Annotated in this window: 13 protein-coding genes; 3 read left to right on the forward strand and 10 right to left on the reverse strand. The window is 71.4% G+C overall.

Annotated features, from left to right (window positions below; all coding sequences use genetic code 11):
• Positions 1-26: 26 nt before the first annotated feature.
• From pstA to AB5J56_RS24295, 10 genes are all read right to left on the reverse strand, one after another.
• The gene (pstA, locus tag AB5J56_RS24250) at positions 27-1085 is read right to left on the reverse strand and encodes a phosphate ABC transporter permease PstA (RefSeq protein ID WP_369234873.1); all 1059 of its coding nucleotides are present in this window, start codon (positions 1083-1085) and stop codon (positions 27-29) included.
• Positions 1082-2089 (reverse strand): phosphate ABC transporter permease subunit PstC, encoded by a 1008-nt coding sequence (gene pstC, locus AB5J56_RS24255; RefSeq protein ID WP_369242741.1) that lies wholly within the window; start codon positions 2087-2089, stop codon positions 1082-1084. The genes pstA and pstC overlap by 4 nt, the downstream gene beginning before the upstream one ends.
• Positions 2090-2190: 101 nt before the next feature.
• On the reverse strand, positions 2191-3321 hold the full coding sequence (gene pstS, locus AB5J56_RS24260) for a phosphate ABC transporter substrate-binding protein PstS (protein WP_369234875.1): 1131 nt from the start codon (positions 3319-3321) through the stop codon (positions 2191-2193).
• A gap of 348 nt (positions 3322-3669) precedes the next feature.
• Positions 3670-4083 (reverse strand): NUDIX hydrolase, encoded by a 414-nt coding sequence (locus tag AB5J56_RS24265; protein WP_369234877.1) that lies wholly within the window; start codon positions 4081-4083, stop codon positions 3670-3672.
• A 33-nt stretch (positions 4084-4116) separates the two neighbouring features.
• On the reverse strand, positions 4117-5259 hold the full coding sequence (locus AB5J56_RS24270; RefSeq protein ID WP_369234879.1) for a CHAD domain-containing protein: 1143 nt from the start codon (positions 5257-5259) through the stop codon (positions 4117-4119).
• Positions 5240-7471 (reverse strand): RNA degradosome polyphosphate kinase, encoded by a 2232-nt coding sequence (locus tag AB5J56_RS24275; protein ID WP_369234881.1) that lies wholly within the window; start codon positions 7469-7471, stop codon positions 5240-5242. Before AB5J56_RS24275 ends, AB5J56_RS24270 begins: the two co-directional genes overlap by 20 nt.
• A 301-nt stretch (positions 7472-7772) precedes the next feature.
• A complete protein-coding gene (locus AB5J56_RS24280) occupies positions 7773-8723 on the reverse strand; it encodes an ABC transporter permease (RefSeq protein WP_369234883.1) in 951 nt (316 codons plus the stop codon).
• Positions 8720-9679 carry a hypothetical protein gene (locus tag AB5J56_RS24285; protein WP_369234885.1) on the reverse strand — a complete coding sequence of 320 codons (960 nt, stop codon included), beginning with the start codon at positions 9677-9679 and terminating at the stop codon, positions 8720-8722. Before AB5J56_RS24285 ends, AB5J56_RS24280 begins: the two co-directional genes overlap by 4 nt.
• On the reverse strand, positions 9676-10596 hold the full coding sequence (locus AB5J56_RS24290) for an ABC transporter ATP-binding protein (protein WP_369234887.1): 921 nt from the start codon (positions 10594-10596) through the stop codon (positions 9676-9678). Before AB5J56_RS24290 ends, AB5J56_RS24285 begins: the two co-directional genes overlap by 4 nt.
• Positions 10593-10991, reverse strand: coding sequence for a GntR family transcriptional regulator (locus AB5J56_RS24295; protein ID WP_369234889.1), 399 nt, complete (start codon positions 10989-10991; stop codon positions 10593-10595). Before AB5J56_RS24295 ends, AB5J56_RS24290 begins: the two co-directional genes overlap by 4 nt.
• Before the next feature lie 144 nt (positions 10992-11135).
• On the opposite strand from AB5J56_RS24295, the gene AB5J56_RS24300 reads away from it, so the two are divergent.
• The 3 genes from AB5J56_RS24300 to AB5J56_RS24310 are packed head-to-tail and all read left to right on the forward strand — an operon-like array spanning position 11136 to position 12807.
• Complete coding sequence (locus AB5J56_RS24300) at positions 11136-11687, forward strand: RNA polymerase sigma factor (protein ID WP_369234890.1); 552 nt, start codon at positions 11136-11138, stop codon at positions 11685-11687.
• Entirely contained in the window at positions 11684-12616 is a 933-nt protein-coding gene (locus AB5J56_RS24305) for a zf-HC2 domain-containing protein (protein WP_369234892.1), read from the forward strand. The genes AB5J56_RS24300 and AB5J56_RS24305 overlap by 4 nt, the downstream gene beginning before the upstream one ends.
• Positions 12616-12807, forward strand: a complete 192-nt coding sequence (locus AB5J56_RS24310) for a hypothetical protein (protein ID WP_369234894.1) — start codon at positions 12616-12618, stop codon at positions 12805-12807. The genes AB5J56_RS24305 and AB5J56_RS24310 overlap by 1 nt, the downstream gene beginning before the upstream one ends.
• Positions 12808-12835 lie beyond the last annotated feature (28 nt).

Here is a 12835-nt window from a genome sequence, read left to right on the forward strand (position 1 = left end):
GTACGTCGGGTCGCCGATCGGCCGCGTCAGCGGCCCGTCTTGGGGGCCTTCCAGCGGGCGATGCCGCGGGCCACCAGGTTGAGGATCATCACGAAGGCGATCAGTGCGAGCGCCGCCGCCCATGCGCGGTCGTACGCGGCGTTGGAGCCCGCACTGTTCGCGTACTGCTGGTAGATGTACAGCGGCAGCGACGCCTGCGCACCCTCGAAGGGGTTGGTGTTGATGAAGTTCGTGCCCCACACCAGCAGCAGTACGGGCGCGGTCTCGCCGGTGATACGGGCGATGGCCAGCATGATGCCGGTGGTGATGCCGCCGATGGAGGTCGGCAGGACCACCTTGAGGATGGTGCGCCACTTGGGCACGCCGAGCGCCAGGGACGCCTCGCGCAGCTCGTTCGGTACGAGCTTGAGCATCTCCTCGGTGGAGCGGACCACGACCGGCATCATCAGGATGGCCAGCGCGAGCGAGCCGGCGAAGCCGAAGGGCTGCATGTCGAACATCAGCATCAGGCTGAGGATGAACAGGCCCGCGACGATCGAGGGGATGCCGGTCATCACGTCGACGAAGAACGTGATGGCCGCGGAGAGCTTCCCGCGGCCGTACTCCACGAGGTAGACGGCGGTGAGCACGCCGATCGGCGCGGCGATCAGGGTGGCGAGGCCGACCTGCTCCAGGGTGCCGATGATGGCGTGGTAGATACCGCCGCCGGTCTCGGAGTCGGCGACCACGCCCATCGAGTGGGTCAGGAAGTAGACGTTGAAGACCTTCACGCCGCGGGCCACGGTCACCCAGACCAGGGAGGCCAGCGGGACGACGGCGATGAGGAACGCGACCCAGACCAGCGAAGTGGCGATGCGGTCCTTGGCCTGGCGGCGGCCCTCGATACGGGCGGCGATGCCGAACGTGCCGAGGAGGAAGAGGATCGCGGCGATCAGGCCCCACTGGACCTTGCTGTCGAGGCCGGCGGCGAGGCCGATGCCGATCGCGACGACGACGGAGCCGGCGGCGATCGCCCACGGCCCCCACTTGGGCAGGCGCGCGCCGCGCAGGGTGCTGGGGCGCTTTTCGGTGACGGCGTGGCTCATGCGTTGGCCCCCGAGTACTCCTTGCGGCGGGCGATGATCGCGCGGGCCGCGCCGTTGACCAGCAGGGTGATGACGAACAGCACCAGACCGGAGGCGATGAGGGCGTCACGGCCCTGCTCCGTCGCCTCGCCGAACTTGCTGGCGATGTTCTGCGCGAACGTGCCGCCGCCCGGGTCCAGCAGGCTGCCGTGGATCAGGAAGTCCGGCGACAGCACGGTGGCGACGGCCATCGTCTCGCCGAGGGCGCGGCCGAGGCCGAGCATCGAGGCGGAGATCACGCCGGAGCGGCCGAAGGGCAGCACCGACATGCGGATGACCTCCCAGCGCGTGGCGCCGAGGGCCAGCGCGGCTTCCTCGTGCATCTGCGGGACCTGCCGGAAGACCTCGCGGCTCACGTTGGTGATGATCGGCAGGATCATGATCGCGAGCAGGATGCCGACGGTGAGCATGGAGCGCGGGGCGCCGCCCTGCCAGGAGAAGATGCCGGTCCAGCCGAGGTAGGTGTCCAGCCAGCCGTAGAGGCCGGTCATGTGCGGGACGAGGATGAGGGCGCCCCACAGGCCGTACACGATGGACGGCACGGCGGCGAGCAGGTCGATCACGTACGCGACGGGGCCGCCGAAGCGGCGCGGGGCGTAGTGCGTGATGAACAGCGCGATGGCGACGGCGATCGGGACCGCGAGGACCATGGCGATGATCGAGGAGATCACCGTGCCGAAGGCCAGTACCGCGATGCCGAAGGTCGGCGGGACGAGGTTGGTGTTCCACTCGAAGGTGGTGAGGAAGTTGCCGTGGTCCTTGCTGATGGCGAGGGACGCACGGTAGGTGAGGAAGACCGCGATGGCGGCCATGATCACCAGGAGGAAGATGCCGGACCCACGGGAGAGACCGAGGAAGATCCGGTCTCCGGGGCGGGTGGCGCCGTGGCTCGAGCGCTTCTGCTCGGTCACGGAAGGCTGGGGGGAGGGGGGAGGAGCGTCTGTGCTCTGTGTCGATATGTCCATCAGGATCTCCGGTCTGCGGAGACGCACGCTGTGCGGCTCCAGGCGGCGGTGCACCGGACGGTGCGGCCCGGCCCCGCGAGGGGCCGGACCGCACGCTGGGATTAGCTCAGGGCGTCGATGGTCGTACGGACCTTGGCGATGATCTCGGTCGGGATCGGCGCGTAGTCGATGCCGGAGAGGACCTTCTGGCCGTCCTCGCTGGCGATGTAGCGCAGGAACGCCTTCGTCGCGGGCAGGGTGTCGGCCTTGTTGCCCTTGTCGCAGACGATCTCGTAGGTGACCAGGGTGATCGGGTAGGCGCCCTCGGCCTTGGTCGCGCGGTTCAGCTCGAGCGAGAGGTCACTGCCCGTGCCGACGACCTTGGCGTCCGCGATGGCCTTGGTGGTGTTCTCGATGGTGGCCTCGACCGGCGCGGAGGCACCCGTGTCGATGGCGGCCGCCTTGATGCCGTCCTTGGCGTACGAGAGCTCCATGTAGCCGATCGCGCCGGAGGTCTGCTTGACCTGCTGGGCGACACCGGAGGACTGCGGAGCGGACTGGCCGCCCTTGGCCTGCCAGGCCTTGCCGCCGGAGTACTTCCAGTTGTCGGGCGTCGCGGCGATCAGGTACTTGGTGAAGTTGTCCGTGGTGCCGGACTCGTCCGAGCGGTGGAACGCCTGGATCTTGAGGTCGGGAAGCTTCGCGTCGGGGTTCAGCTTCTTGATCGCCTCGTCGTTCCACTTGCTGATCTTGCTGTCGAAGATCTTCGCGAGGGTCGGGGCGTCCAGCACCAGCTTCTCGACACCGGGAACGTTGAAGCCGACGGCGATCGGGCCGCCGACCATCGGGAGGTCGATGCCCGTGCCACCGTTGCAGACCTTCTTGGAGGCGGTGACCTCTTCGGGCTTGAGCGCCGAGTCGGAACCGGCGAAGGCGACCTGGCCCTGGGTGAACGCGGTCACACCGGCGCCGGAGCCGCCGCCCTTGTAGTTGATCTGCACGCCCGAGCAGGCCTGCGTGAAGGCCTTGACCCAGGCGTCGATCGCGTTCTTCTGCGCAGACGAGCCGTCGGCGAGGAGCTGGCCCTTGGCGTCGTCACACTTGATCGAGCCGGCAGCGGCGGTGGCGGTCTTGCCGCCGCCGTTGTCCTTGCTGCCCGTGTCGTCGGAGCCGCACGCCGTGAGGGCCAGGGCGCCGGAGACGGCGAGAGCACCGAGGGTGAGGGCCCGCCGGTTCATGCGCTGAAGCTTCACTGAGGGAGTTCCTTCCAGGAGCCGCCGTCCTGAATTCGGCGGCGTGCGGAGTCTGCGTGACGAAGGGGAGGCATCCAGGACGCCTCTCGCATCGGTAAGGCCGAAATTAGGCAGATCAGGTGAAGGCGCCGATGGCCAGAAGTGAACGGGGGGTGAACCCCTGCGGACGGTGCGGTGAGGTAACGGAACGCTTACGCCGAGGACACGGAGTCATTCCGGCCGCTCATACGTGGTTGGTGACTGTACGCAACCGGTCAGGTCCGATCGCGTGGGTACGTCGACGGGGTTCCGGACATCCCTCGTTCGCCTCTGCTTTCCCGTGAGTCACACCTACAGACTCCGCCGGATTCACGCGTGGCGCAGCACGGCCAGGAGCTCGTCGACCAGGTCCTGGTCGCGGGGCTGGGTCAGGCGGGTGCGGGCGGCGGCCGGGGAGAGCCAGCGCAGGCGGTCCACCTCGCGGTTGGGCGTGAAGTGGCCCTCGGTGGCCTCGGCGGCCCAGTAGCTCACCGTCTTGCGGCGGCCGCCCGCGTAGTAGAGGACCGAGGGGAGCCGGGCGCCGGGCTCGCAGCGAAAGCCTGTCTCCTCCTCGACCTCGCGGAGCGCGCCGGCCAGCGGGGCCTCGCCGCGCTTCAGCTTGCCCTTGGGGTGCGACCAGTCGTCGTACTTCGGGCGGTGGACGACGGCGATCTCCAGCTCACCGTCGACGGGGGAGCGGCGCCACAGGACGCAGCCCGCCGCAAGGATCGTGTCGTCGGTCATGGGACCTCCCTCGCCCGCACGGGATCGCCGTGCTTACGGAGCGACTGCCGGTGCCTTCTGCCAGGACTGCTGGAACGCGAAGCGGGCCGCCTCCACCTCGTGCCGCTGGTCGGCGTGGAGCACGCCCAGCGCGTACGCCGTCGCCGGGGCGATCCGCGGGGTGCGGGCCGCCGACGCCGCGGCCGAGGCGGCCTCCGACGCGTCCCGGTGCCGGTCCAGGGCCCGGCCCGCCGCGAGCAGTGGTCCGTCAAAGGGGACGGCCGCGTCCTCGCCGTGCAGGACCTCCCGGGCGTAGCGGTGCAGGCGCAGCAGCAGGCGGACCTGGTGCCAGGGCGCGTCCTGGGGGTGGGGCGCGGTGTCCGCGGAGAGGCCGTGGACGAGGGCTTCCGCGTTGTAGGGGTGGCCCGCGGTGACCAGGGGCAGCGCGGTGACCGCGTCGCACAGCCGCTCCTCGGCCGCGGCGGCGGGTGGGCGCAGATCGGCGCCGTCGGCCCCCGGGACGAGCGGGACCTCGCTGGCCAGTACGGCCACGCTGTCGGCGACCGCGTGGAAGCGGGAGGAGCCGAGGGCCTGGAGGGCGGCCGAGTGGGCGCGGGTCCGGGCGAGGGTGAGCTGGCGTTCGAGGAGGGCGCCCGCCTTGGCCGCGCCCACCGTCAGGTTGCCGCGGTCGGGCGTGAGCGGGGGGCGCGGTCCGGTGCCGCCCGCAGCCGCGGCCGACGCCGCGGCCTGCTGCGGGAAGGCCGACGAGCCCGACAGTCGGTGCAGCGCGAGGAGCAGCCGCTCCAGCCGGGCCGCGTATGCGTGCTCGCGCGCCAACGTGCCGGACAGCCACGCGAGTTCGGGCCGCATGGCCTCCGACCAGTCGGTGTCGAGCAGCGGGCGGAAGGTGTGGAGCGTGCCGCTGATCCGGCGGGCCGAGCGGCGCAGCGAGCGTGCCGCGTCGGCCGATTCCTCAGCTCCGCCGTCGCCCGCCCGTGACTGCCCGCGCGCGGGCGGACCGCCGTTGCCGCCGGTCTCGCGGTGCTGGCGCAGCGCACGGAGGAACTCCGTGGCCTGCGCGCGCAGATAGCTCGCGAGAGCGTCCGAGGACGCCGAGGCGGACGCGGACGCCTTCACGGACGCTGCCGCGGTAACGGCCGCGGGGCCGGTGGGGGGATCAAGGTGCTGCTGTGCCACGCCGGCGCCTCCGGGCGTCTATGAGCATCTCCTGGACGTTGCGCAGGGGCTGGCCCTCGGAGTCGTTCGAGTGCCGGGTCCACTCGCCGTCCGGGCCCAGGTGCCAGGAGGAGGTGGTGTCGGACATCCCGGTCTCCAGGAGCCGGTTCAGGGCGGCCCGGTGGGCCGGGTCGGTGACCCTGACGAGAGCCTCGATACGGCGGTCGAGGTTGCGGTGCATCATGTCGGCGCTGCCGATCCACACCTCGGGTTCGCCGCCGTTGCCGAAGCCGAAGATCCGGGAGTGCTCCAGGAAGCGGCCGAGGACGGAGCGGACCCGGATGTTCTCGGACAGGCCCGTGACGCCCGGCCGTACCGCGCAGATGCCGCGCACCCATACGTCGACCGGCACACCGGCCTGGGAGGCGCGGTAGAGGGAGTCGATGAGCGCCTCGTCCACCATCGAGTTGACCTTGATGCGGACGTGCGCGGGGCGGCCCGCGAGGTGGTGCTGGACTTCCTTGTTGATCCGCGAGATCAGGCCGTCGCGCAGGGACTTGGGGGCGACGAGCAGCCGGCGGTAGGTCTCGCGGCGCGAGTAGCCGGAGAGCCGGTTGAAGAGGTCGGAGAGGTCCGCGCCGACCTGGGGGTCGGCGGTGAGCAGGCCCAGGTCCTCGTACAGGCGGGCGGTCTTGGGGTGGTAGTTGCCCGTGCCCACGTGGCAGTAGCGCCGGAGCGTGTCGCCCTCCTGGCGGACCACCAGCGACAGCTTGCAGTGGGTCTTCAGGCCGACGAGGCCGTAGACGACATGGCAGCCGGCCTCTTCGAGCTTCCTGGCCCACTTGATGTTGGCCTGCTCGTCGAAGCGGGCCTTGATCTCCACCAGGACGAGGACCTGCTTGCCGGACTCGGCGGCGTCGATGAGCGCGTCGACTATCGGCGAGTCGCCCGAGGTCCGGTACAGGGTCTGCTTGATGGCGAGGACGTCGGGGTCGGCCGCCGCCTGCTCCAGGAAGGCCTGCACGGAGGTGGAGAAGGAGTCGTACGGGTGGTGCAGCAGCACGTCCCGGTTGCGCAGGGCGGCGAAGATGTCGGGAGCGGAGGCCGACTCGACCTCGGCCAGGTCGCGGTGGGTGCCGGCGACGAACTTCTGGTACTTGAGCTCGGGCCGGTCGATGGAGCCGATGCGGAACAGGCCCGTGAGGTCCAGCGGGCCCGGCAGCGGGTACACCTCGGCCTCGCCGATCTTCAGCTCCCGCACGAGGAGGTCGAGGAGGTCCCGGTCGATGTTCTCCTCGACCTCCAGACGCACCGGCGGCCCGAAGCGGCGCCGCATGAGCTCCTTCTCCAGGGCCTGCAGGAGGTTCTCGGCGTCGTCCTCCTCGACCTCCAGGTCCTCGTTGCGGGTGAGGCGGAAGGCGTGGTGCTCCAGCACCTCCATGCCCGGGAACAGCTCCTCCAGGTGGGCGCCGATGACGTCCTCGATGGGGACGTACCGGCCCGGGGAGGCCTCCAGGAAGCGGGAGAGCAGCGGCGGGACCTTGACGCGGGCGAAGTGCGGGGTGCCGCTGACGGGGTTGCGCACGCGCACGGCCAGGTTCAGGGACAGCCCGGAGATGTACGGGAAGGGGTGCGCGGGGTCCACGGCCAGCGGGGTGAGGACCGGGAAGATCTGGTGCCGGAACAGGGTGAAGAGGCGCGCCTGCTCCTTCTCCGTCAGCTCGCTCCAGCGGACCAGGTGGATGCCCTCCTCCGCGAGCGCGGGGGCGATGTCCTCCTGGTAGCAGGCCGCGTGCCGGGCCATGAGCTCGCGCGAGCGGGCCCAGATCATCTCCAGCACCTCGCGGGGCTGGAGGCCGGAGGCGGACTTCGTGGCGACGCCGGTGGCGATACGGCGCTTCAGGCCGGCCACCCGGACCATGAAGAACTCGTCGAGGTTGCTGGCGAAGATGGCCAGGAAGTTCGCCCGTTCGAGGAGGGGCGTGTTCGGGTCCTCGGCGAGTTCGAGCACCCGCTCGTTGAACGCCAGCCAGCTGCGCTCCCGGTCCAGGAACCGGCCCTGGGGCAGCGTGATGCCGTCGTCCACCGTGTCCTCGTACGCGTCGAGGTCGGCATCGATGTCGGGCTCCAGATCGGAGACCACCGCCGACACGGTGTGCGGGCGGTGCGCGGCTATGGAGCCGACGGACGGCTGCGGATGCTGGACCTGTGCCTGGGCGCTGGGCTGGTTCATGTCCCCATTGTTCCGCGCCGAGGGTGAGACAGGCGCGTCGGAGAGCGCACGGGGGAGCGCGGCGATCCTGACGACGTTGCTCTGCGTCGATCGTGCGGGCTCATTCTCCGCGGGGGGCCGGTCTTCTCGGTCCGGCGGAGGCGACGGCTCAGGCACGGCGGGCTTCATTCGCCGAGGGTCGCAAGCCCGTCTGAATCGATGGTTACGGCGACATGACGTGCGGGATATCGGGGGGAGGCCCCCGGACGTCGACACGTCCGGGGGCCGTGTACGCCCTTACCCCCGTAAGGGGCGCACATGGTCATGCGGTGCGGCGGCGCAGCAGCCAGAAGGCGGCGGCCGTCGCGGCGGCGGCCACGGCGAGGACGATGCCGGTCTCCACGAGGTGGAGGGGCCAGAAGTGGGACGCGGGATGGTACTTCACGTACGTGCTCGTCAGGCCCCCCTCCGCCATGCACCGCGCGCGGTCGGAGCCGAGGCAGAAGAAGCCCTCCTTGTGTGCGCCCGAGGTGGTGATCGCACCCCACTGCGTCCCGACGCTGGACTCGGGGAACAAGACGGAGCCGCCGGGCCCCTGGGTGCGGGTGAGCGTGGGCCACAGGTCCCAGCGGAGCCTCGTCAGGACGAAGTTCAGCGCGAAGAGCAGCGCCAGCGAGACGCCCAGGGCGGGGAGCGCGCGGCGCAGCACGAGCGCGGTGAGCGCCCCGAGGGCCAGGGCGCACAGGCCGTACGCCACCATCAGCGGGCCGCGCGCGACGAAGACATCCTGGGACGTCCAGTCTTCGACCAGGCCGGGGTGTGCCGACCAGGCCCAGCGGAACGCCACCACGAGCACCGTGCCGCCGAGGGTGATCAGAAGCGCGGGCACGGCGAGTTTGGCGGCCAGCCAGCGCACCGGGGACACGGACTGGGTCCAGGCGAGCCGCGCGGTGCCGTTCTCCAGCTCGCGGCCGATCAGCGCACCGCCGGCGAAGGCGGCGACGGCCAGGAAGCTGTAGCAGGCGGCGGTGGCGACGTAGCCGATCCGCTCGCTGTAGTGGAGGCTCGCCGGGACGGAGCAGGGCGAGTGGTCGAGGCAGTACGCCTGCTCCTTGAGTGCGGTGTCCGCGGTGATCCAGACCGTCCATGCCAGGGTCACGAGGGCGGCGACGATGAAGGCGCCCCAGACCAGCAGGGCCGAGCGGTGCAGGCGCAGCACGGTCCAGGTCAGGCCGGAGGTGCGTCGGGGGCCCTTGAGGGTGAGGGAGCTCATGCGGTGGTTCCCCTTCTGCGCAGGACGACGAACGCGGCGGTGACGAGGAGTGCGGTGAGGGCGAGCAGGACGCCGGTCTCCAGGAGCTGGTGGGACCAGTAGTCGGAGGAGGGCAGGTACTCGCGGCCGAAGCCGGCGATGTCGTGCTCGGCCAGGCACTTCTGGCTGTCGTAGCACCCCGGGTCGGCGACCTCGGCGCCGGTGGAGGTGATCGCCCAGCTCCGCGAGCGGACCCCGGGCTGCGGGTAGTCGCCCTGGAAGGGCCAGTGCTTGCCGAGGACGGCGTAGACCACGAAGTACCCGGCGCCGGCGACCGCGAGGGCGGGCAGGGTACGGCGCAGCACGAGCCCGGCGAGCGCGCCGAAGGCCAGGCCGAGCAGCGGGGCGGCGACGGTGGACGGGCCGATCGAGTAGTAGATCGACGTCGGGCCGATGCCGGCCAGCAGGAGGTTGCTGTGGGCGGACCACAGCTGCCGGTAGACCAGGACCAGCAGGGTCGTGCCGAGGACGACGAAGCCTGCCGGTACGGCGAGCTTGGCCGCGAGCCAGCGGGCCGGGGAGACGGACTGGGTCCAGGCGAGCTGCGCGGTGCCGTTCTCCAGTTCGCGGGCGATCAGCGGGCCGCCCGCGAACAGGGCGATCGCGAACGAGGCGATGGTGATCAGGTTCGACGGGGCGTAGAAGAGGTCGTTGTACGTGCCCGAGGTGAAGGAGCCCATCGCGTCCGAGGACCAGGCGGCCGCGCTCACCCCGGAGTAGCCGAAGGCGTCGAGCTTCGCCTGCGTGGCGTCGGCGCCGGGACCCAGCAGCCACAGCAGGAGTCCCGCGGTGGCGGCCACGAAGGTGAGCCACAGCCACAGGGCCGTGCGGTGCAGCCGCAGCAGGGTCCAGAGCAGGCCGCGGACGCGGGGACGCGAGCGGCGGACGGGTGTCGGGAGGGCGGCGGTGGCGGTCATGCCCGCACCTCCGCACGCGGCGCGGTCGTGCCCGGGGTGAGCAGGGCCGGGGTGGCGGGGGAGCGGAGGTGGGCGAGCAGCAGTTCCTCCAGCGAGGGCTGCTCGGCCTCCCAGCGGTCGTCGAGGCGGCCGTCGCGGCGGATCAGCGCGGTGAGGCCGCGGCCGGTGGCGCGGGACTCGACGACGGTGTGATGGGCCAGGTCGGCGACGGTGCCGCGCCCGGTCACCAGGGTGTGCGCGCCGAGCAGGTCGTCGATGCCGCCGCCGAGCCGGATGCGGCCGTCGCCGAGGAGAAGCAGGTGGTCGCAGGCGTCGGCGAGCTCGGAGACGATGTGCGAGGACATCAGGACGGTCGTGCCGCGCTCGGCGGCGTCCGCCATCAGCGTGCCCATCATCTCGTGGCGGGCCAGCGGGTCGAGGTCGGCCATCGGCTCGTCGAGCAGCATCAGCTCGGGCCGCTTGCCGAGTGCGAGGGCGAGTGCGACGCGGGTGCGCTGGCCGCCGGAGAGCCCCCGCACCTTCGTCTTCGGGTCGAGGTCGCCCTGCTCGACGATCGAGGCGGCGTACTTCGCGTCCCAGCGGGCCGGGTTCAGCTCGGCGCCCATGCGCAGTGTGTCGGCGATGGACAGCTGGAGGTGCAGCGGCTTGTCCTGGGCGAGGTGGGCGACGCGGTCGCGGGCCTCACCGGGGGCCGAGCCGAGGACGGTGAGGGTGCCGGAGGAGGGCCGCAGCAGCCCGGCCGCTATCGCGAGCAGCGTGGACTTTCCCGCTCCGTTGGGGCCGACCAGCGCACTGATCCGGCCGGCGGGCAGACGGAAGGAGCAGTCGTCGAGGGCGGCGGACGCCCGCCTTCCGTACCGCTTGCCGAGCCCGGATGCCTCCAGGGCCACAGCCGGGATGGTGCTGGTGGAACTCACTGGTCCCCCTTCGGGAAGTGTGTGTCGATGACGGAGCCGAACAGTGCGGCCACGTCCTCGCGGCCGAGGCCCGCGGTGTGGGCGCGTTGCGCCCAGGCGTCGAGTTCGGCGCGCAGGGGGGAATCGGCCGGGGTGCTGCTCAGGGAACGCTGCACGAAGGTGCCGAGACCGCGGCGGGCCTCGACGAGGCCCTCGCGTTCGAGTTCGCGGTAGGCCTTCAGGACGGTGTTCGGGTTGATGGCGGTGGCCTCCACGACCTCGCGGGCGGTGGGCAGCTTGTCGCCGGGTTCGAGCAGGCCCAGGCGCAGGGCCTGTTTGGTCTGCTGGACGATCTGGACGTAGGTGGCGACGCCGCTACGGCGATCGATGCGGTACTCGATGCCGGGTTCCCCCATGGCGTAACCACCCTTTCACTAATTGAGTAGTGAAAGGGTGATGCAAGACTTCCTCCGAAGTCAAGTCCGAGATCTTCGATGATCGCCGCCGAACTTTTTTGACCGGCCGTGAACCGATCGAGGGGGCTCGTCCGATGAGGGGGCGTGAGGGAAACGAAAAGCGACGGGGAGCTGCTGCGGGCCATCGCGGCAGACGGGGACCGGCGCGCCTTCGAGGAGCTGTACCGGCGGTACGCGCCCTGGCTGACCGCACGGCTGCGCGGCCGCTGCGCCGACGCCGGGATCGTGGACGACGTCGTCCAGGAGACCTTCCTCGCCGTGTGGCGCGGCACCGCCCGCTACCGCGAGGAGGGCGTCACCGCCGATGCCGCCGGCTGGCTTTGGCGCATCGGCTCCCGGCGGCTGATCGACGCGCTGCGCGGCGACGGGGCGCGCGGCCGGCTGCGGCAGACGCTGGCGCGGCTGCGCCACCGCGACGAGGCGTCCGCCGAGGAGCGGGTGCTGGCCGGGGTCGAGCACGGCGATCTCGCCGGCGCGCTGGTGCGGCTCTCGCCCGAACTGCGGGCGGTGCTCCAGGCCACGGTGATCGACGGGCTCACCACCCGGGAAGCGGCCGTCCTGCTCGGCATTCCGCCCGGCACGGTCAAGACGCGGGCACTGCGGGCCCGCAAGCAGTTGCGGGAGGAGCTGGCATGAGCGTCAACAGGAGCACGGAGACAAGCGGTGCGGACGGCGCCTGGCACGCGGACGAGGACGATCTACGGGCCTACGTCCAGGGCGAGTTGACCGCTCCCCGGCTCTGGTCCGTCGACACACACCTGGCCGCGTGTGCCCGCTGCCGGTCGGCGCTCGCGGAGGTCGGTGACCCGGTCGCCCTCGACGCGGGATGGGAACGGCTCGACGCCGAACTCGACGCGCCGCGGCCCGGCCGGGTCGAGTCGCTGCTGGTGCGCGTCGGCGTCGCCGACCACACCGCACGGCTGCTCGCCGCCACGCCCGTACTGCGCCGGGCCTGGCTCGCCGCGGTCGTCGCGATCCTGATGATGACGGTGGCGGCGGCCGACGCGATCCGCACCGCCTCCTCGCCCACCCTGTTCCTCGCCCTCGCACCGCTGCTGCCGCTCGCCGGGGTCGCGCTGGCGTACGGGCCCGTGCTCGACCCGACGTACGAGATGACCGTCGTCGCGCCGATGCACGGCTTCCGGCTGCTGATGGTCCGCACGCTCGCCGTGCTCGCCGTCGGCCTCGGCCTGAACGGGCTCGCCAGCCTCGCGCTGCCGGAGTACGGACTGCGCGCCCTGGCCTGGCTGCTGCCCGCACTCGCCCTCACCGCGACCGGGCTCGCCCTGACACCCCGGCTCGGGCCCGTCCTCGCGCCCGGCCTGGTCGGCGGGGCGTGGGTCGGGCTGCTGGTGGCGGCCTATACGTCGGCTCACAGCGCCGATGCGACGCTCGCGCCGTTCACGGCGGCGGGGCAGGGGATCTCGGCGGGGGCGGCCGTACTGGCCGCGGGGCTGCTGTACGTGGTGCGCGACCGGTTCGACGCGTCGGCGGCGCACATGTCCTTCGGTTCTTTTGGTTCTTTCGGCTCTTTTGACGGTTCTTCGGACGGGGGTACGGCGTGATGGGTGACGACGTGATCGGCAAGGGGCCGAGTGTGCCGTCGAAGCGGTGGCTCGTGTGGGGGAAGGCGGCGCTGTACGCGCTGGGCGCGGTCCTCGTGGTGGTCGCCGAGGTGCTGTACGCCGTGCTCATCAGCTCCTCGAAGAGCTCCTCGGGGAGCAGCGGTGGCGACGACGGCGGGGACGACTCGTGACATCTCCTGCCTCTTGCCCCTTCCCTCT

The sequence above is a fragment of the Streptomyces sp. R21 genome (assembly GCF_041051975.1).
Taxonomy (GTDB): Bacteria; Actinomycetota; Actinomycetes; order Streptomycetales; family Streptomycetaceae; genus Streptomyces.